Here is a 19,018-nt window from a genome sequence, read left to right on the forward strand (position 1 = left end):
CCGGCGTGCTTGCACGCTGGAAAGCGCGTTGGCGTGCGCTGGTCCGTTTTCTTTCTTAGCCCCAACGTGGGACACATGAGGATTTTTGCCATGCCCGAAGCAGATTCAGACATTCCCCTCCCCAAAGCACCTGAATCGAATCGAGCAGTTCTGCAGGCGCTCGCGGAGCGCGTCGGACTTCTCGTTCCCGGGGCGTCGCTTTCGCACCAGCACATCGCGTTTGCCGAAGGCGTTATTGATCTGGTCAAAAAGGGCCGCATCGGTGGAGGCCAGCCCACATGAAGCTGTCTCATCTTTCGCTCACGGTCATTGAAGATCCGGACCACCCCGACCGCTATCACTGGATCCTGTTCGAAGCCACTCGCCATGAAATCGACCAGATCAGAGAGTTTGCCGCGTCCGAAGAAACGTTCGGATCTGCGCAGTCTGCATTTGATGCCGGGGCGCAGCGCTGGAGGGCCGAAATGTCGAAAGAGGACGAAGACGCCGATCCGGTCGGCGACGGTGGCATCGATCCCGACATCGACGCGACCTGAAGGCTCGGCATACTGCCGGCATGTCTTCTCCGTCATTACCGCTTGTCTACCTCGCAGGTCCCGATGTGTTCCGCTCCGATGCCGCCGAGTACTTCCGCACGCTAAGTCGCGCGTGTGATGAGTTCGGAATGGAAGCGTTGGCGCCATTCGATGCGGCCCCCAACCCTGGCACACCGAAGCAGATCTTCGAAAAGAATATGCAGATGCTGCGACGGGCAGACGGGATGATTGCGAACTTGGCACCCTTCAGAGGCGCGGAGCCGGACGCTGGGACGGTCTTCGAAGTCGGGGCCGCTCACGCACTTGGCATCCCCGTCGTCGCATACGGCGTTGGTGCTGGAAGCTACTCCGATCGGGTACGGGCGCTCTATGGCGCGATTGCCGATGAAAAGGGCGTGCTTCGCGACTGCGCTGGCCAGTTGGTCGAAGACTGGGGCCTCCCCATGAACCTCATGCTTGCCTGTGCCGTACCCATTGAAGATTGCCCCGCTGGCGCGCTGAGGAAGCTCCGGGGATTGCTGCTTGCTGGGAGGCTAAACAGCTGACAAAAAAGTGCCCAGGGAAGCCTGGGCACAATCCTTTCACCGTCCAGGAAAGGACCGGCAGCAGGGAGGAGAAATGCCGGTCGTGCAAGGATCTGGTTTTGCAGCTACGAACCCCCGTCGGACAAAATGCTTTCTTTCCGCCGGTCGTCTTTCCTACACCCACGACCGGTGCGCAGCTTAGCTTTCGCAGCATGGTTTTGCATGCATTGCTCGTCGAAGACAACAAGGTAATCCGCGACAACCTCATTCCGACGCTCGAGGCTTTATCTGAGGCACGCGTGGACGGCGTCGCCGAAACAGAAGCTGATGCCATTGCCTGGCTCGACTGTCACGATGATTGGGATTTGGCTGTGGTGGACCTGTTCCTTCGCGAAGGGTCCGGCCTCGGGGTGCTTGCAAGCTGCGCAAATCGACGTGCGGGCCAGTGCGTCATCCTCTTCTCGAACTATGCGACCGACGAAATGCGCCGCCGCGCGCTGGAGCTAGGGGCAGACGCGATTTTCGACAAGTCCACCGAAATAGACGGTCTCCTGGATTTCCTTGAACGTCTCTCCCCGCGGCGCTAGACGTCCGGGCGGAACTTTCCTGCGAGCGCGGCCCGGCCCTCGGGCGTGATGCATTTGATGAGCGCACAGCACGTGTCGAGATCGCCATGAACCGCTTCAACCAGTTCAGCTTCGATGAGGCCCGCAGCTTTCAATACAGCCGCGCAGTTGACGTCTTTGAAGTCTTCCACTGCCAGCGGAAATTCAGATCGTTCGATCCTGCGCAAAAAATCCATCGGCATCATCTATCCCCACTTATGTCTTTAACACCGCGATCGGTCTTGTCGCCTAATTCACGAGGCACGAACAGAGGCTCGAGCAAGTCGCAGTTCGACCAGCCCGCCGGCACCCAGATGTCGCCGAAGAACGTCTCAGCCCGTCCGTCCGGCCCAGGCCGGAAAAGCGCTCCATCGGTCACCCTCTCATACGCAGCGGCATATTCGCCGGGCTTGCTAGACGGAGGCCTTCGTAAAGTCATCGGACGATTTTGCACAACCTTTCCGACAAATGGCGTGAGCCCGGCGATTCAGGCCTATTTCCCAAATCCTTGAAAGGTGGCATGTTCATTGTTCTCTGGACAAGGAGAACAACATGGCCGCCCCTAGATCGATCGCATCGCTTTCCCTTGGCTTCGGCTTGGTCTCGATACCGGTTCGGTTGTACACCGCGACCGAGAGTTCGGCTTCGGTCCACTTCAATATGCTCTCCAAGGAAGGCTCGAGGGTCAAGCAGCAATACGTCGCCGCGAACAACCCGAAGAAGATCGTGCCGCGTGCGGAAATGGTCAAGGGCTACGAATTCGAGGAAGACCGCTTCGTGATCTTCAAGCCGGAAGAACTGAAGGCGCTAGAGGAAGGCGCCAGCCATCTGATCGATATCGTCGCCTTCATCCCCGCGGATGCGGTCGACCCGATCTACTACGACAAGCCCTATTTCCTGGCACCAGATAAGCGCGGCGGCAAGCCGTACAACCTCTTGAAGAAGGCCATGCTGGAAAGCGGCCGCTGCGCGCTGGCCAAGTGGGCCTGGAAGTCCAAGCAGTACGTCGTGCAGGTGCGGGCCGAGGACGACGGCCTGGTGCTCCAGCAGCTGTTGTACGCCGAGGAAGTGCGCTCGCTCAAGGACCTCAACATCGAAAAGCTGGAACCCTCCGCGGCCGAACTGAAGTTGGCGCTGCAGCTGATCAACCAGATCTCGCGGGACGCCTATGACCCGACGATGTTCGAGGACGAAGAAAAGAAGCGCATTCTTGCGGCGATCGACGCAAAGATCGCTGGCGAAGAAATCATCGCCGCCGAGCATCCGGAGGATGGCGGCTCAGCTCAGGTGATCGACCTCACGCAGATGCTCATGGCCAGCTTGGAGAAGCAGTCTGCCGCCGGCAAGAAGCCCCGGGCTGCGTCCGCGGCCGCGAGTCAGGTCGTGACACCAATCCGGCCGCCGGCGGCGAAGGCCCAGCGGGCTCCTAAAGCGACCCCCAAGACAGTACCCGCACCACGCGCCAAAATGAAGCGCTGACCGGCCCCAAAGAATCCTACTTCCGCATCCATGCGCGCCGCGAATCAGTTTTTCGGTCTTTCCAGGCATGCAGTGCTCCGCCTCATCGAGCTGGGGTTCGTCACGCCCGAGAAGGAGGAAGGTAAAGGTTGGCGGTTCTCTTTCCAGGACCAGGTTCTGCTTCGCTCGGCCAACGAACTACGCGCTGCGCGCATCCCCACACGGCAGATTCTGAGGTCCTTGCGGCTTTTGAAGGCATCGATGCCTCCTGAATTCCCGCTCGCGGGCATACGAATCACGGCCGAAGGCGACCGTGTGACGGTGCGATCTGCCGAAGCTCACTGGGAGCCCGAGTCTGGTCAGCTGATTCTTGACCTGCAGCTGGCAGCTGGCGGCGGTTCCATCAGCCACCTGCCGCCTCTGCAGGAGCCGACCCAAAGCGGCGTGGATTTGGTGGAGCTTTTTGCGCGCGCCGAAGCGTTGGAAGAGAACGCGCCGCACAAAGCCGAGGCCATGTATCGGCAGATCCTGGTCGAGGATCCCGCCTACGCACACGCCTACTTGAACCTCGGCTTCATGCTGTGCGAAGGCGGCCGATGTGAAGCTGCCGTCGAGCTCTACGAAGATGGTATTCGCTTCTGCCCTGACGATCCCCTGATGCACTTCAATCGCGCTGTCGCGCATGAAGGCACGGGCGATGTCGAGGGCGCGCTCAGAAGCTACGAGCGGGCTCTGCGGCTTCAACCAGACCTTCTCGATGCACATCGAAACGCCGCGCTGTTGTACGCCGATTCGGGTGAGAAGCAGATGGCCATCCGGCACTTCAGTGCCTACCGGCGCCTGCAGGCAGCTGCAGGATGACTCTCAGCGTCAGGTCGCGCTCTCTCGCTCAGCAGCGCGACCGCCGTACGCTCAGTCTTTCAAATCGTCTGGAACCTTGCCGCCGTTGGCTGCGACCTTGTTCATCACCTGCCGGTGAAGCCAGATGTTCATCGATGCGGAATCATCGGTGTTCGAGCATTTGTTCGACGTCGACATATCGATCCCTGAAGTTGTTAAAAACCGCATTTGCAGCGTGCGCCGAAGGTGCGGCAGCGCTGGCGGCCGCTGCGCCAGGGCGACCTGGGCTATCGCCGGCGCGCCGGCAGGTCGATGACATGGCCAGCAAGGCACCCGAAAAACTGAACTGGAAGACCTCCATCGGCGACCTCCTGAAGCGGAGCCGATGCGGGCGGCGGCGATCCGGCGGGCGTCTGACTGTCCGCTCCGGCTGCTGCCGGAGCCCTGAAGCTTGATATCCGGGCCGACGCCAGACACGAGCAGTAGCGCGCCAGTCACAAAGCACGCGAGCCTCCAGAGACGAAAGGCGGAGAGGATGCGGGCGACGCCGCGCAGATTTTCAAACTCGGCATCGCTGAGGGATTGCGCGAGAACGTCGAAGTGGCACAGCGTCCCGAGCAGCCCTCCCCTCGGGCTCGGAATCGGAACGCCGTGATAGGCCACCATCACGCCCTTGAACGGATGACCCTCGAGGCGATCGTCGTGCGCCGAATTTCTTGTCGGAAACACGCCGTCTCGAAGCACGAGCTGGCAAAAGCTGATGCCCAGGGGCACGGCTTCCAGGAACTCGGGCCGAGCCTCCCCCGCCTTGTCGACCAGCTCAATTCGTCACGTCGCGAGTTTCAACGCGAACCTCCGCTCTTCGAAGCCGTGGCGGGTCGACCCACTTCCCGATTTTGGCACTGGCGCCATCCGTTCTTATGCGAACGTCCACTCATAGGCCTTCGGTGGCGGCCCGTCGCGTTTCAACGTTCGTCGCGGCGGGACGAGAGCACTTCCGACTCCTCATCGATGGAATGGCGCCCCTTGGGCGCGCCCTGCTCTTTGGCGCGCTTGGAGAGACGAACGTAGAAGTCGGCCAACTCGCGTAGCGCCTGCTCGTCAAGGTCCTCGATGCCCACCATTCGGTTGCTGGCGTTCTGGCTCGCAGCCAACAATTCGTTCAGCTTCAAGTGCATCGCCACGCTGTCCTTGTTTTGGCTTTGTTGAATCAGGAACACCATGAGAAAGGTGATGATGGTCGTACCAGTGTTGATGACCAGTTGCCAATTCTCGGAGAACCCGAAAATCGGTCCGACGGCGGCCCAGACCACCACCAAGATGATGGCCACGCAGAAAGCGGCGGGACTGCCCGCCCACCGAGTGACGCTACTCGCGAATCGATCGAAGGCCGCTAAAACTGGGGAACGCTTGGCATAGCTTGCGCTCGCGGTATGCGGCATCGACCCCAGTGGCTGAGAGGAAGGAATGTTGTTTTCAGTCATGCCCCAAGGGTAGGCAAAAACCTTTACAGAACCTGACCAACTTTCATGCTGAAGAGCTAGGTCCACGCAGGCACTGTGCCGCCGGAGCGCGACCATGTGACGTGATGGCACTCGCTTCCGACGGCGCGCCGGATGCTCTATCGCCGTCATGCGAAGACGCCTGCGTTTAGAAGAAGCTCAATTCGGGCGCCGCAACGTTCGTCAGACGCGCCCGACTATCAATGGGGCGCGTAACCTCTCGCAGACCTGCATGCCACATATGATTTGCCCCGCTCGCGCCGTGGTGCAACCTTCGCATTTCGAGCGGGCGACTTCATCGAACTCAGGGCGGAGATGAACCTGATATGTGGGCTGACGGCGTGCTCGGTCCGAAAACTCCAACAACGGCACGTTCAAGCCGATCGACTACGAGATCCTTCGACGCCCGTGCAACGAATGAGGCTTTGACTTTTTGCCCGACGTGAAGGTGGCGATTCATAGCGGCGCCATGCAGCTCGATGCTGTGCCAGCACCATCCCGGTAGGAGCGAAAGCAGAGAACATCGAGGTCTACTACGGGAGCCACATCGGGCTTGGTGCCAATCCTGCTGTGCTCTACGCAATTTCCACCCGCCTTGCGCAACCCGAAGGGTCGTGGTCCGCTTTCCGCGCCAGCGGGCTTGCACTGTTCGCCTTCCCAGACCCTGAACGGCCTGCGTGAGCCGACGCCCTAAGGTGCACCACCGAGTTCGATCCAGGCTGGGGCATGGTCGCTAGTCCCATCAAGACCGCGCATGGCCTTGTCCACACCGGCGGATTTGAGACGCGGGAGGAGAACGTCGCTGACTAGAAGATGATCGATGCGCAAGCCTGCATCCCGTGGCCACCTGTTGCGAAGGTAGCTCCAAAACGTGTACGCGGCCCGCTCGCCCTTCTTTCGCTTGAGCGCGTCTGTCCATCCCTGCTTAACCAGTTTTCGGAAGGCCGCGCGCGGCTCTGGCTGCAGAAGGGCGTTGTCTTTCCAGGACGCCCTCGAGTAGATGTCGTCGTCAGTGGGAACCACATTGAAATCGCCGGCAAGAACTGCAGGATGCCCGGACCGGATCAATGTGGAAGCATGCCGATTCAGGCGCTCAAACCAAGACATCTTGTAGTCGAATTTCGGACCGGGCCATGGGTTGCCATTCGGGAGATACAGGCACGCCACCACAATGCCGTTCACGGCTGCTTCCAGGTATCGGCTCTGCTTGTCCGTTGGATCTCCGGGCAACCGGCGGCGTATCTCCAAGGGCGCTGCGCCGCGCGCAAGGATCGCCACGCCGTTCCAGGTCTTCTGGCCGTGCACCAGTGCTTCATACCCGGCGCTGGCGAGCTCGTCGTACGGGAACTTCGATTCGGTGCATTTGAGCTCTTGGAGACAGACGACGTCAGGCTTGGTGACATCAAGCCAAGCGCACAACTGGGGAAGTCGTGCGACGACGTTGTTAATGTTGTAGGTGGCTACTCGCACAAGCTGCTTCGGATGGCAGGTCCTAAGCCGCCTTCCGCTTTTTCGCCGGCGCTGCATTCTCTTTGCGGCGGCTTTGCGGGCGGGAGCTTTCTTCTTCGGAGCGTCTTTTTCCTCGGTTGCGGCTTTCGCTGGCGCCTTGACTGCCTTGCCGCTCTTTAGACTGCGCGCCAAAAGCTCGGTGAGATCGATGACCTGGGCGGATTCTCCGGGCGCCTCTTCTTCGGGCTGGATAACCGTCTCGGTGTCACCTGCCTTCACCTTTTTGTCGACGATCTTCATCACCGCGTGCTTGAATTCGTCCTTGAAGTCGTCGGGGTTCCACTTCCCCGACATGTCGTCAACCAGCTGCTCGGCCATTTTCATTTCCGCAGCCGTGACGTTGGCGCCCTTCACGCCTGCTGCGGGGAGGTCGAGCCCTTCGAGCGTCTTCACCTCGTCGCCCCAGCGCAGCAGGTTCAGCACCAGCGCCTTGCCCGAAGGCACCAGCACGGCCAGGTGCTGCTTGGTTGCGATCACCACCTTGGCCAGGCCGACCTTGCCGGTCTTCACCAGCACCTCGCGCAGCAGCGCGTACACCTTCTAGCCCTTGTTGATGGGCGCCACGTAGTAGGGCCGCTCCAGGTACACGAAAGGAATCTCGTTGGCGTCGATGAAGCGCTGGATCTCGATGGTCTGCGTGGTGCGCGGGTACACCGCCTCGATCTCGTCGGGGGAGACCACCACGTACTTGCCGTCTTCGTATTCCACGCCTTTGACGATGTTGTCTTTGTCGATCTCCTTGCCCGTCTTCTTGTTGATGCGCTTGTACCCCACAGGATCCATGCTGCGCTTGTCGAGCCAGTCGAAGTCGACCCCCTGCTCGATGCTCGCGGTGTGCAAGCCCACGGGAATGTGGACAAGCCCGAACGTGATCGCGCCTTTCCACAAGGTTCTGCTGCTGGTGGCCATGGAAACCCTTGTCGTTGGAATTGAGTGCTTGCGGAGCGTTGGATTGCTACTGGGGCGCCGGTTTGGCAGAGGGGTCTGCGCCACCTGCAGCGGCGCCGCTACCGGACTTGCCCGGCTCGCCGTCGCGGGTCGCCTTGCCGCCGCCGCCGATCGAGGCTGGAGGCTTGCTGGTTTGTGTGCGGGCCTTGGCAGTGCTCTCGTCAGTGATGATCTTTCCGCTTTCGCCGAATCCCCCGGTGGGGGTTCGAGCGGCCGGCGCCTTCTGTGCGTCGCTCGAGGGGGGCGCGACGGTTCCCTTTGGGTTTCCGGTGGGCTGCGCCGCAGCTTTGCCCGTCGCGCCTAGGCCCACGGCTCCCAAAATGAGCAACAAACCAGCTACTCGAAGAAGTATGTTTTTCATGCCCCGTATGTCAGGCTTTCGGAGCCCGCGAAAAGTAGGAAAGCCCAGTCTTTGTGCGTGAGCAAGCTGCTTTACAGGAGCGCAGATGAAGCGCTTCGGGCTTGGTCAGGGGATTGCCTTGAAGCGTTCTGCGCCACTTGGCCGCACCGCGACCTACGAGCCAGGCTTCTTTGTTTTGGAGAGCCCGCGGATGTTGAGCGCCGCCAGACAGACCTGCAGGGCGATGAGCGCATAGGCCGATGTATGCACGCCCCAGATGGTCCACGCCACGTTGCTTAGAAGGAATATCCAGAAGCCAACGTTTCTACGGCGCTCCTTGGTGGACGCGACGAGCCAGGCCGCCACAAAGACAGAGCGAATGCTCCCCAGTGCATCAAGTCGAGAGCGTCGCTCATTGCTTCCCAGCTGGTTTTCAGAACCGCAAACGTGATGAAGGCGTGGTTGGAATGTTGTGGAAATCTTTAAGCTGGCGTAGCACCAGCCGATTCCTCGCCAGTGTCTGGGAAGCAACGCAATCCCGCGGAACGGTGACTCCGAAGTCGCGCATGACCGCCTCTGCAGCAGTCACCAGGACGCATTGGTCGCTCGCAACACCGGTGAGCAGCAGCTTTTTGGCTTGAAGGTGCTGAAGCAGTAGTTCCAGGGGCGTGCCGAAGAACGCAGACTGCTTCGGCTTGAGCAGGAAATAGTCGTCCTGATCTGGAGCAAGCAGTTCGGCAATTTCCCGGCCCGACCCGCCCGCTTCCCGTGCCTCGGCAATCAGCGCCCGAAAATCTGATCGCCACCGACCCGCGTTGTCGTTCGCGTAGATTACAGGCACACCCGCACTGCGCGCGCGTTTCTTCAGCCTCGCGATGAAGGGCGCAATGGCCTTCGCGCGCGGCAGTAGCTTGTCGGCGTCCTCGAACTCCCAGCGGCTCACCATGTCGATGATGAGCAACGCAGCACCGCCGGCCGCTTGGTCCGCCGCCAGCTTTCCCGGAGCCGGGCCGCTCGGTCTGCGATCAGCCACCAGGCGGCCCGGCATCTTTTGGCGGCGGGTTTGTCTTCCCGCCGTCCTTTTTGAGCACGCTCAATTGGCCGTCACTCTCGAGGCGAGCGATGCCTACCTGTGCCAGGTCCTCCACACCCTCCTCTCGGAGCTTTCCCTTGAGCTCCTCGACTGTGATCATTTGCTGACGCAGCGTCCGCATGTTTAGCCGACCATTTCGCACCAGGACCGCCGCTGTTGGCTCCACCAGGTGCGCAACCAGCTTCGATCGATAGCTCAGCCAATCCAAACCAAAGTTCCACGCAATGAGGGTCGACAAAAGGACAAGTCCATCGTTGATGGATTTGTATTCACCCTGCATTGCATTGCTCGACGCGTCGGCAACCAGAACCACGAACAGCAAATCTGCCACCCCCATCGACCCGACGTCCCGGCGGAGCACAAATCGGAACACCAGCAGCAAGAACCAATACACCGCAGTCCCACGGACGACCATGTGCCAAATCGGGTACTCGCGAGCATAGATATCGAAAAGATCAGTCATTCAGTACAGAAAAAACTCAACCGCACGCTGCGATGGTCGAGACCGCGAAGAACAACTCCCCGCTCAACAAAAGCGATAGGGCAAGTGGCCGGAGTTTCGAAGCACCGATGGTTAACGCTACGGGCTTTTTTCCTTGTAGGCATTCACCTCCGCTGGGACGAGGATTGTGAAACAGGTCCGTGCGCACCTTCTGTGAAACGCATTCCGTCACACGCCTTTCTCCTACGCTTTGGCAGGGGTTCGACGGCCCGACTCGCATTCATTCTGTAGTCACATTGCACTGGCGTTCCGGACACACCCGTCAGGTCAGACGCATTCACCAAGGAGACTGAATGAACACAATGTTGTCGCGCATCGCACTCATGTCCGCTATCACTTTTATGGGAAGCAACGCGTTGGCTCAGGCCAATGCAGGCACGCCCGCAGCGGTTGGCACGACCCCACAGGCTGCGGCGGAAGCAACGCAGAAGGCGGTGCCTCGCTCGGACACTGGCACGGTTGTGCGCACGTCTCCGTCTGCCGTCGACAAGGCCCGGCAAGTGGCACCCGCAGCCAGCTCGTCGACCAGCTCTGCTAGCACGACTGACGCCACCGCGCCGCAGACCGGCGCGCGGCCAGCCCGAGCCGACCGGAACTGACGCTCGTCTGTTTCGCAGCCTTTTTCCATCAACAGGAGTCAATATGAACACACCCATCATTCCCGCAAACAGCGCCCAAGACAGCGACGGACGCCTCGTCACCGGCCTTTTCCCCGATCGCGCAAGCGCTGAGGCTGCGTACGGTGCAGCCCACGAGCGTGGCTATACCAAGGACGATCTGAATTTGGTGATGTCCGATGAAACCCGCGATCGTCACTTCGCCGGCACCACGGCAGGCAAGGAAACCGAGCTTGGCAACAAAGCGGCCGAAGGGGCCGGCATCGGTGGCGCGATCGGCGGAACCGTTGGAGCCATCGTCGCGGCCATCGCGGCGGTCGGCACCAGCTTGGCGCTGCCAGGGCTCGGGATTGTCATCGCCGGCCCGATCGCAGCGGCCCTTGCGGGTGCGGGTGCGGGCGCTGCAGGCGGAGGGCTGATCGGCGCGCTCGTCGGCTGGAATATGCCCGAAGAGCGCGTGAAGGAATATGAAGAAGGCATCAAGAAGGGCGGCATCCTGATGGGGTTGCGCGCTAAAAACGACGACGACGCTGCCCATCTCGAAACGAATTGGAAAACTCGCGGCGAAAGCGTCTATCGCTGATCCTGCTCGCTGCGAGCTCAGTTGCTCGTGGGGAATTTGGCCTAGCCAAATCGCGTGCATTTGCCCGGCCCAGTGCCGGGCTTTTTTCTGTGGATGAACACGCAGCGATGGCGTTCGTCCTACTTGGATAGCGGCGCAAAGGCGGCAATGTTCAGCTCCCACATGAAAAAAAGGAGTTCTCAATGGCAACCGCCCGCTCATCCCCCGACGCTTGCACCTTGCTCGATGCGGACCATCGCAAGGTGAAGGCGATGTTCAAGGACTACGAGGCGCTGACGAAATCCCGCGCCGCCAGCGCAAAGCAAAAGAGACGCGATTTGGCCAATCAAATCTGCCTAGAGCTCACGGTGCACGCCCAGATTGAAGAAGAGATCTTCTACCCTGCGCTTCGTGAAGCCATCAAGGACACCGACCTCTTGGACGAGGCAGAGGTCGAACATGCCAGCGCGAAGGACCTGATTGCTCAGATCGAGCAAGCCGCTGACGTGGACGAGAAGTTTGACGCGAAGGTCACGGTGCTGGGCGAGTACATTGACCACCACGTGAAGGAGGAGCGTGCTGAGATCTTTGTTAAAGCTCGTGCGGCACGCAAGCTCGATCTCGTCGGAATGCGCGAAACGTTGTCCGCCCGCAAGGAGGAACTCATGGCCGAACTCACTGGCGCGGTCGCCTGAGCTTGTTTCCTGACGAAGCTCTATTAAGACCAGGCACAAACTGAACGGGCCCGAGGACAGACCGGCCTCGACGCCCTTCTTCAGTTCAGGCAGCCAGGCGCAGTCTCACCGGTATCGCCTTGGCTGCCGGCACCTTGCTTTTCTCGGCGTGGTGCGTCAGTGGAATCAGCGGGTTGCATTCCGGGTAGTAGCCGGCGGCGCAACCCGCTGGAATGTCGTACGGCGTCACGCGCAGCCCCGGAACCGTACGCGGTGGCTCTTCATCGCTCGCGGTGCTGACGTCGACCATCGTCCCTTCCGCCACGCCCAGGCGCTCCATGTCGCCGCGGTTCATCAACAGGACGCGCCGCGTGCCGTGAATGCCCCTGAAGCGGTCGTCCAGGCTGTAGATGGTCGTATTGAACTGGTCGTCGCTGCGCAAGGTCATGAGCCGCAGCACATCGGCGCCGCTTTCGGGCATGTCGGGGTCGGCATGCAGGTTGCCGAATCCCTTGAAGTTGGCCTTGCCGTTCGGCGTCTTCCACTTGCGTTCCTTGGCGGCCAGTGGCCGTGGGAAACCGCCGGGTGCCGCGAGCCGCGCGCTGAAGTCGTGAAAGATCTCGGGGAACGCCTGCGCGATGTGGTCGCGCACCAGCGCGTAGTCGGCCACCCATCCGTCCCAGGGTACGCGCGGGTTCTCCGGCAGCGTGGCCTTCGCGATGCCTGCGACGATGGCAGCTTCCGACAGCAGCGTGTCTGCCGCCGGTTCCGCCACGCCCTTGGACGCGTGCATCACGCCGGTCGAATCCTCCATGCTGACTGTTTGCTCGCCGCTGGCTTGACGATCGATCTCGATGCGTCCCATGCAAGGCAGCAGGTACGACACTTCGCCGTGCACCAGATGGCTTCGGTTGAGCTTGGTCGCCACATGCACGGTCAACCGTAGCCGGCGCCAGGCCGGCTCGATGCGGTCGGTGTCGGGTACCGCCCGCACGAAGTTGCCGCCCAGCCCCACGAAAGCGCGCACGCGCCCCGCCAACACGCCCTCGCAGGCCTCCACTGTGTTCAGGCCCTTTTCGCGCGGCGGCTCGAAGCCGTAGAGCTCCGCCAGCTTGTCCAGCGGCGCCAGCTCCGGCTTCTCGGTGATGCCGACGGTGCGCTGCCCCTGCACATTTGAATGACCGCGCACCGGGCAGATGCCCGCGCCCGGCCGGCCGATGTGGCCGCCAAGCAGCAGCAGGTTGGACACCATCTGCACGTTCTCGACGCCCTTGCGGTGCTGCGTCAGGCCCATGCCATAGATGCCGATGACGGCCCTCGCATTGGCGAAGGTGGAGGCGGCCGCTTCGAGCGCCTCGCGCGCCAGACCCGACTCCATTTCTATCTCGGCCCAATCGGTCTGGCGCATCGCGGCGGCGAATTCCTCGAAGCCGTGCGTGTGCTGCGCGATGAAAGCGGCATCGAGGACGCGCGCACCGCCTGTGGCCAGCGCCTGGTCGTCGGCCTCGATCAACGCCTTGCACAGGCCGCTGAGCGCCGCCAGGTCGCCCCCGTTCTTCAGCTGCAGGTACTGCGTGCTGACGTCGGTGTGGGCCGGCGTGAGCATCTCGGTGGGCGACTGCGGGTTCACGAACTCGACCAGGCCGCGTTCGCGCAGCGGGTTGAAGGTGATGATCGATATGCCGCGCCGGCGCGCGTCCTGCAGCTGGTGCAGCATGCGCGGGCTGCTCACGCCCGTGTTCTGGCCGAAGATGAAGATGGCATCGCACTGCTCGAAGTCGTCGAGGCGAACGTTGCCCACCGGCACGCCGATGGTCTCCGGCAGTGCCACCGAAGTGCTCTCGTGGCACATGTTGGAGCTGTCTGGCAGATTGTTGTTGCCGTACAGCCGCGCCAGCAACTGGTACATGTAACTGGTCTCCAGCGACGCACGGCCCGAGGCATAGAACACCACCGATGCGGGGTCCTGCGCGCGCAGCGCCTTCAGTTCGGCGCCGATCTCCTCGAAGGCTTGCGCCCACGGCACCTCGAGGTAACGGTCGCTCCCGGCGTCCCATTTCATGGGCACCGTCAGGCGGCCGCCCGCTTCCAGTTCGTGGTCGCCCCAGCCAAGCAGTTCGGTGACGGAGTGCGTCTGGAAAAAATAGGCCGGCAACCGCTTGGCCGTGAGCTCCCACGCCGTCGCCTTGGCACCGTTCTCGCAGAACTCGGCGGGGTGGGGATGTTCCGGCTTGGCCCATGCGCAACTCACACAGGCAAAGCCGCCGGGCTTGTTCTGCTTCAGCAGCGCCTGCGCGCCGGTGATGGGAATGCGTTCGCGCAGCAGGTATGTTCCAACTGCCTTGAGCGAGCCCCATCCGCCCGCAGCGTGGGTATACGGCTCGGAATGCGTTTTGTCGGTCACGGTGTGTGCTCCGGCTCTGTTATGTACCCTCAACGCTAGAACCGGCGAACCACGCACATGTAGGCGCCCACCGAATGACGGCGTGCGAGCGTGACGACAAGCGTGCTTTGACGCGCGATCCCGCCACCGCCTCGGCCTCGTGTTCGCGCTTGCCGCCGATTGGCAACTTGCTGGGCATTTGCTAGAAGTGGTTGTCCACGACGAACGACGAAAGGCCTGGGTTGCTGCGCCTCGTTTCATCCATCGACCTGTCACTGCCCGATGCCATAGGGCCGGGCCGCGTGTTCGCGCGATCTGCTTTCGTTCTTTCCGATCTCTCCAGCTGGTCCGGTCCCGCGACCCACAGTGCCCTGCGCCCGGCCGGCGCGCAGGCGGGGCGCATCCATGACCTGTGGCAACTGACCCTGTGGATCTGCATGGCGGTCTTCGCCGCCATCCTCATCGCGCTGCTGGTTGCGCTGACGCGCGCATCTCGCGGTGCGGCACACGCTGCGTCCGAGGCGCCGCAGCCGGTGGCCTCCGAGCGGACTGCGAAACGTTGGACGACGTGGGCGAGCGTCGGCTCGGCGGGGCTGCTCGTCGTGCTGCTCGGCGCCGACATGTGGACCGATCGTGCGCTCTCCCGCCTGCCCGCGGCCGACGCGCTGCGAATCGAAATGACTGCCCAGCAATGGTGGTGGGAGGCCCGCTACCTCGACGCGCAGGGCAAGCCCGAGTTCGCCGTGTCCAGCGAGCTGCACGTGCCGGTGGGCCGCCCGGTCATCGTCACGCTGAAAAGCGTCGATGTGATCCACACCTTCTGGGTCCCCAGCCTGCACGGCAAGAAAGACATGCTGCCGGGCCGGAGCACGCAGTTGCTGCTGCGTGCCGACAAGCCCGGGGTCTACCGCGGCGAGTGCGCCGAATTCTGCGGGCTGCAGCACGCGCTGATGGCGTTCAGCGTCAGTGCCGATCCGCCGGACACCTACGCGCAATGGCGCACGGCCCAGCAGGCGCGGGCCGACGCACCGTCGGATGTGGAAGCCGCGCGGGGCGCGCAGCTGTTCCTGTCTTCGAACTGCGCGCAATGCCACACCGTGCGCGGCACGACGGCCGCGGGCAGTTTGGGGCCCGACCTGACCCATGTGGCGAGCCGCGCCCTGCTCGCGGCCGGCACGGTTAAAAACGACCCCGCCACGCTGGGCGCGTGGATCGTCGATCCGCAGTCGCTGAAGTCGGGCAGCACCATGCCTTCGAGCCGGCTCTCCCCGGACGACGTGCGGGCGCTGGTCACTTACCTCGGAAGCCTGAAATGAGCCCGCGGTCGGCAGCCGTGCATTCGGAGCCGCTGCGCGACGGGCCGCATGCCGGCCCGCGCGTGCTGCGCGCGCTGCACGCCACCTGGAGTGATCCGCCGGGCTGGCGCGGCAGCTTGCGGGCCATCGACCACAAGACCATCGCGCGGCGATTCATCGTCGCGACTTTCGTGTTCTTCCTGCTTGGCGGCCTGCTCGCCTTGGCCATGCGCCTGCAACTCGCGCGGCCCGGGCTGCGCCTGGTCAGCCCCGAGCTCTACAACCAGCTGTTCACGATGCACGGCACGACCATGATGTTTTTGTTCGCCGTGCCGGTGATGCAGGCGGTCGCCCTGTACCTGGTGCCGCTCATGATCGGCGCGCGCAGTGTGGCCTTTCCGCGCATGAATGCTTTCGCATTCTGGGTCTTCGTGATGGGCGGTGCATTTCTCTACGCGGGCTTCTTCCTCGGCTCGGGGCCGAACACCGGCTGGTTCAGCTATGTGCCGCTGGCCTCGTCGGACTACGCGCCGGGCAAGGGGGTGGACATCTGGGCGCAAATGATCACCTTCACCGAACTGTCGGCGCTGCTGGTGGCCATCGTGCTGATCACGACGATCTTCAAGATGCGCGCACCCGGCATGACGCTGGGCCGCATGCCGCTGTTCGTGTGGGCGACGCTGGTCACGCAGTTCATGGTGCTGTTCGCCATGCCCTCGGTGATGCTCGGCAGCACGGCGCTGATCCTCGACCGGCTGGTGGGCACGCATTTCTACAACCCCGCGCGCGGCGGCGACGTGCTGCTGTGGCAGCACCTGTTCTGGTTCTTCGGACATCCGGAGGTGTACCTGATCTTCATCCCGCCGCTGGGCTTCATCTCCTCGATCATCCCGACCTTTGCGCGGCGGCCGGTGTTCGGCTACCGCGCGATGGTGCTGGCGCTGGTCGCCACCGCCTTCCTGGCGTTCGGGCTGTGGGTGCACCACATGTTCGCCACCAACTTGCCCGAGGTGGGCAAGGCCTTCTTCACGGCTGCGAGCCTGGCCATCGCGGTGCCCTCGGCGGTGCAGATCTTCTGCTGGATCGCAACGCTGTGGAACGGCCGGGTCGTCTTCAGGACGCCTTTGCTCTTCGTGCTGGCGTTCTTCGTCATCCTGGTCGCGGGCGGCATGACGGGGCTGATGCTGGCGTCGGTCTCGCTCGACCTGCAGGTGCACGACACCTACTTCGTAGTGGCGCACCTGCACTACGTGCTGCTCGGCGGCGCGGTGTTTCCACTGTTCGGCGCCATCTACTACTGGTTTCCCAAGTTCACCGGCCGCATGCTGGGCGAGACGCTGGGTCGCTGGCATTTCTGGCTGTTCTTCGTCGGCTTCAACGTGGCGTTCTTTCCGATGCACCTGCTGGGCCTGCATGGCATGCCGAGGCGCGTGTGGACCTACTCGCAAGGCCTGGGCTGGGACGGCATGAATGCCACGGCCACCGTGGGCGCCTTCGTTATTGCAGCGAGCGTGGCGGTGTTCCTCGTGAACGTGGCACTCAGTGTTCGCGGCAACGCGCGTGCCCCTGCGGACCCGTGGGGCGCCGGCACGCTGGAGTGGAGCACGGCCAGCCCGCCCCCGCCCTACAACTTCGACGCGCTTCCCGTGATCCGCGGGCGCGAGCCGCTGTGGATGCCGTCCGGCCGGCCTTCCCATGTGTCGGGCCTCGCCGCCGATGCCCGCGAGGTGCTGGTGACCAGCGCATTGGAAGCCCGGCCCGAGAGCCGCCCACTGTTTCCAAAGCCAAGCCTGTGGCCGTTGTTGGGCGCGTTGGCCACGACCCTGCTTTTCATCGGGTCGGTGTACACCCCTTGGGCCGTGGTGTGGGGCGCGGTGCCGGTCACAGTCGCGCTGGTGGGCTGGTTCTGGCCGGGCCGCAGGGAGACCGAGCAGGCACTGGCGCTGGAGCAATCGCCATGACGGCCATCGGCGACCGCGGTCCGGCCACCACCGACAGACCGAGCGAGCCGAGTGGGTCGGGCAAGCCGGGCGGTCTGGACGTGCGCCACCTGCCCTCCTATTCGTTCGGCCAGGGAAGCCTGATGTGGTGGAGCACGATGGGGCTGATGCTGATCGAGGGCACGGTCTTCGCCATCGGCGTGATGATGTATTTCTACCTGCGAGGCGTGGCATCGGTGTGGCCGATCGATGCCGTGCCGCCCGCGCTGCGCTGGGGCACCCTCAACACGGCCGTCCTGCTGCTGAGCCTTTGGCCCAACCAGATGGCTAAGGGCGCCGCCGAGCGCCAGGACCGTCGGCGCGCGCGGCGATGGCTGGCCGTGTGCGTCGCGTTCTCGCTGGTCTTTCTGGGCGTGCGCGCGCTCGAATTCACTACGCTCAATGTGAGCTGGCACGCCAATGCCTACGGATCGGTCGTCTGGCTGCTGCTCGGGCTGCACACCACGCACCTGCTCACCGACACCATCGACACCACTGTGCTGGCGGTGCTTCTCTACAAGGGGCCCTTCGAAGGAAAGCGCTTCGTGGACGTCAGCGAGAACGCGCTGTACTGGTACTTCGTGGTGGGCAGCTGGCTGCCGATCTACGCCGTCATTTATCTCGCGCCGCTGGGCTGACCCAGTAACACGATGAGCACCCGCACGCCACCCCTCCCCTTCCCGTTGTATCGCCGCCCAGCCCGCGCTGCGGGCCGCAAGATGCCCTGGACGTGCCTGCTGCTGGCCCCTGCCGCGAGCGCGCACGTGCTCGACCCTTCGGCACCCGCGCCCTCCTGGGTTTCGTGGAGCTTCGACCCGCTGGTGCTAGCCGCGCTCGGGACGAGCCTGGCGCTCTACCTCCTCGGCTATCGACAACTTCGGCAGCGCAGCCGAGCCGGCGCGCGCCCATTGCGCGCGCGGCAAGCCGCGGCTTTCCTCGGCGGCTGGCTCTTTCTTGGCGTGGCGCTGGTCTCTCCACTGGACGGGCTGTGCGCGGCGCTGTTCTCCGCGCACATGGTCCAGCACGAGCTCCTCATGATCGTGGCGGCGCCGCTGCTGGTGCTCGGGCGGCCTCTGGGTGTATGGGTGTGGGCGCTGCGGGCCCGCTGGCGCAAACGGGTCGGCACCGCGGTGCGCTGGCGTCCGTTCAAGGTGGCCTGGAACGGGATCACCACGCCAGTGGGCGCCTGGCTGATGCACGCGGCAGCGCTGTGGCTGTGGCACATGCCGGCGCTGTTCCAGGGCGCGCTGCTGCATCCATGGATCCACACGCTTCAGCACACGAGTTTTCTGGCCAGCGCGTTGGTGTTCTGGTGGACGATCTTCCGCCACCCCGGCGGCGCGGCCCTCCTGTCGCTGTTCACCACCATGGTCCACACCGGTGCGCTGGGTGCGCTGCTCGCGCTTGCGCCCGACCTTTGGTATCCGCTGTACGTCGAGCCCTCTGCCGCGCTCGGCATCGATGCGCTGCAGGACCAGCAGATGGGCGGCCTCGTCATGTGGGTGCCGGGCGGGCTCGCGTACTTCGCGAGCGCGCTCGTCATGGTCGCGCGGTGGCTCGACGAGCGGCATGCGAGCACGCCGTCGAGATCGCCTTCGCCTGCGCCGGAGGTGCCGTGAGGCCGAGCCGGGTCTGCTGTCGGCTGGCAGCG

18 protein-coding genes and 2 pseudogenes are annotated in these 19,018 nt (G+C 63.2%); 12 read left to right on the top strand and 8 right to left on the bottom strand.

The window, feature by feature from the left end; translation table 11 throughout:
- Positions 1 to 90 precede the first annotated feature (90 nt).
- The 4 genes from AC0IYU_RS18985 to AC0IYU_RS19000 all read left to right on the top strand — a co-directional run bounded on the left by AC0IYU_RS18985 (position 91) and on the right by AC0IYU_RS19000 (position 1,647).
- A complete protein-coding gene (locus tag AC0IYU_RS18985; RefSeq protein ID WP_472120057.1) occupies positions 91 to 282 on the top strand; it encodes an aminoglycoside phosphotransferase in 192 nt (63 codons plus the stop codon).
- Positions 279 to 536 carry a hypothetical protein gene (locus tag AC0IYU_RS18990; protein ID WP_472120058.1) on the top strand — a complete coding sequence of 86 codons (258 nt, stop codon included), beginning with the start codon at positions 279 to 281 and terminating at the stop codon, positions 534 to 536. Before AC0IYU_RS18985 ends, AC0IYU_RS18990 begins: the two co-directional genes overlap by 4 nt.
- 20 nt (positions 537 to 556) lie before the next feature.
- On the top strand, positions 557 to 1,081 hold the full coding sequence (locus AC0IYU_RS18995) for a nucleoside 2-deoxyribosyltransferase (RefSeq protein ID WP_472120060.1): 525 nt from the start codon (positions 557 to 559) through the stop codon (positions 1,079 to 1,081).
- A 98-nt stretch (positions 1,082 to 1,179) separates the two neighbouring features.
- A complete protein-coding gene (locus AC0IYU_RS19000; protein WP_472120061.1) occupies positions 1,180 to 1,647 on the top strand; it encodes a response regulator in 468 nt (155 codons plus the stop codon).
- Here AC0IYU_RS19000 and AC0IYU_RS19005 read toward each other — a convergent pair.
- Positions 1,644 to 1,862 carry a hypothetical protein gene (locus tag AC0IYU_RS19005; RefSeq protein WP_472120063.1) on the bottom strand — a complete coding sequence of 73 codons (219 nt, stop codon included), beginning with the start codon at positions 1,860 to 1,862 and terminating at the stop codon, positions 1,644 to 1,646. The two genes, AC0IYU_RS19000 and AC0IYU_RS19005, sit on opposite strands and share 4 nt — an antisense overlap.
- Positions 1,863 to 2,217: 355 nt before the next feature.
- On the opposite strand from AC0IYU_RS19005, the gene ku (AC0IYU_RS19010) reads away from it, so the two are divergent.
- Both ku (AC0IYU_RS19010) and AC0IYU_RS19015 read left to right on the top strand, forming a co-directional pair.
- Positions 2,218 to 3,144: a non-homologous end joining protein Ku gene (gene ku / locus AC0IYU_RS19010; protein ID WP_472120065.1), complete on the top strand. Its 927-nt coding sequence runs from the start codon at positions 2,218 to 2,220 to the stop codon at positions 3,142 to 3,144.
- A 30-nt stretch (positions 3,145 to 3,174) separates the two neighbouring features.
- Positions 3,175 to 3,984, top strand: a complete 810-nt coding sequence (locus AC0IYU_RS19015) for a tetratricopeptide repeat protein (RefSeq protein WP_472120066.1) — start codon at positions 3,175 to 3,177, stop codon at positions 3,982 to 3,984.
- A 51-nt stretch (positions 3,985 to 4,035) separates the two neighbouring features.
- On the opposite strand, the pseudogene AC0IYU_RS19020 reads toward AC0IYU_RS19015, so the two are convergent.
- From AC0IYU_RS19020 to AC0IYU_RS19045, 6 genes and pseudogenes are all read right to left on the bottom strand, one after another.
- Positions 4,036 to 4,134: pseudogene (locus AC0IYU_RS19020) on the bottom strand (DUF3597 family protein); the annotation flags it as partial.
- Between the two features lie 794 nt (positions 4,135 to 4,928).
- A complete protein-coding gene (locus tag AC0IYU_RS19025; protein WP_472120068.1) occupies positions 4,929 to 5,447 on the bottom strand; it encodes a low affinity iron permease family protein in 519 nt (172 codons plus the stop codon).
- 708 nt (positions 5,448 to 6,155) lie between these two features.
- Positions 6,156 to 7,298: an exodeoxyribonuclease III gene (locus AC0IYU_RS19030; RefSeq protein ID WP_472120133.1), complete on the bottom strand. Its 1,143-nt coding sequence runs from the start codon at positions 7,296 to 7,298 to the stop codon at positions 6,156 to 6,158.
- A gap of 63 nt (positions 7,299 to 7,361) precedes the next feature.
- A pseudogene (ku, locus tag AC0IYU_RS19035) lies at positions 7,362 to 7,883 on the bottom strand (non-homologous end joining protein Ku); the annotation flags it as partial.
- A gap of 812 nt (positions 7,884 to 8,695) precedes the next feature.
- Positions 8,696 to 9,310, bottom strand: a complete 615-nt coding sequence (locus tag AC0IYU_RS19040; protein WP_472120069.1) for a cysteine hydrolase family protein — start codon at positions 9,308 to 9,310, stop codon at positions 8,696 to 8,698.
- The gene (locus AC0IYU_RS19045; protein WP_472120071.1) at positions 9,288 to 9,818 is read right to left on the bottom strand and encodes a DUF421 domain-containing protein; all 531 of its coding nucleotides are present in this window, start codon (positions 9,816 to 9,818) and stop codon (positions 9,288 to 9,290) included. The genes AC0IYU_RS19040 and AC0IYU_RS19045 overlap by 23 nt, the downstream gene beginning before the upstream one ends.
- A gap of 681 nt (positions 9,819 to 10,499) precedes the next feature.
- Here AC0IYU_RS19045 and AC0IYU_RS19050 point away from each other — a divergent pair.
- Both AC0IYU_RS19050 and AC0IYU_RS19055 read left to right on the top strand, forming a co-directional pair.
- Positions 10,500 to 11,057: a hypothetical protein gene (locus AC0IYU_RS19050; RefSeq protein ID WP_472120073.1), complete on the top strand. Its 558-nt coding sequence runs from the start codon at positions 10,500 to 10,502 to the stop codon at positions 11,055 to 11,057.
- A 182-nt stretch (positions 11,058 to 11,239) separates the two neighbouring features.
- Entirely contained in the window at positions 11,240 to 11,731 is a 492-nt protein-coding gene (locus AC0IYU_RS19055) for a hemerythrin domain-containing protein (protein WP_472120075.1), read from the top strand.
- Between the two features lie 85 nt (positions 11,732 to 11,816).
- Here AC0IYU_RS19055 and AC0IYU_RS19060 read toward each other — a convergent pair whose 3' ends face one another.
- Complete coding sequence (locus AC0IYU_RS19060; RefSeq protein ID WP_472120077.1) at positions 11,817 to 14,114, bottom strand: FdhF/YdeP family oxidoreductase; 2,298 nt, start codon at positions 14,112 to 14,114, stop codon at positions 11,817 to 11,819.
- Positions 14,115 to 14,305: 191 nt separating this feature from the next.
- On the opposite strand from AC0IYU_RS19060, the gene AC0IYU_RS19065 reads away from it, so the two are divergent.
- From AC0IYU_RS19065 to AC0IYU_RS19080, 4 genes are read left to right on the top strand one after another with little or no spacing between them, the layout of a single operon-like run.
- Positions 14,306 to 15,409 (top strand): cytochrome c oxidase subunit II, encoded by a 1,104-nt coding sequence (locus AC0IYU_RS19065; RefSeq protein ID WP_472120078.1) that lies wholly within the window; start codon positions 14,306 to 14,308, stop codon positions 15,407 to 15,409.
- Positions 15,406 to 17,349 carry a cytochrome c oxidase subunit I gene (gene ctaD / locus AC0IYU_RS19070; RefSeq protein WP_472120079.1) on the top strand — a complete coding sequence of 648 codons (1,944 nt, stop codon included), beginning with the start codon at positions 15,406 to 15,408 and terminating at the stop codon, positions 17,347 to 17,349. The genes AC0IYU_RS19065 and ctaD overlap by 4 nt, the downstream gene beginning before the upstream one ends.
- Positions 17,346 to 18,005, top strand: a complete 660-nt coding sequence (locus AC0IYU_RS19075) for a cytochrome c oxidase subunit 3 (RefSeq protein ID WP_472120081.1) — start codon at positions 17,346 to 17,348, stop codon at positions 18,003 to 18,005. The genes ctaD and AC0IYU_RS19075 overlap by 4 nt, the downstream gene beginning before the upstream one ends.
- A 12-nt stretch (positions 18,006 to 18,017) precedes the next feature.
- A complete protein-coding gene (locus tag AC0IYU_RS19080; protein ID WP_472120082.1) occupies positions 18,018 to 18,986 on the top strand; it encodes a cytochrome c oxidase assembly protein in 969 nt (322 codons plus the stop codon).
- Positions 18,987 to 19,018: the final 32 nt, after the last annotated feature.

It is taken from the genome of Variovorax sp. AC103 (genome assembly GCF_979254005.1).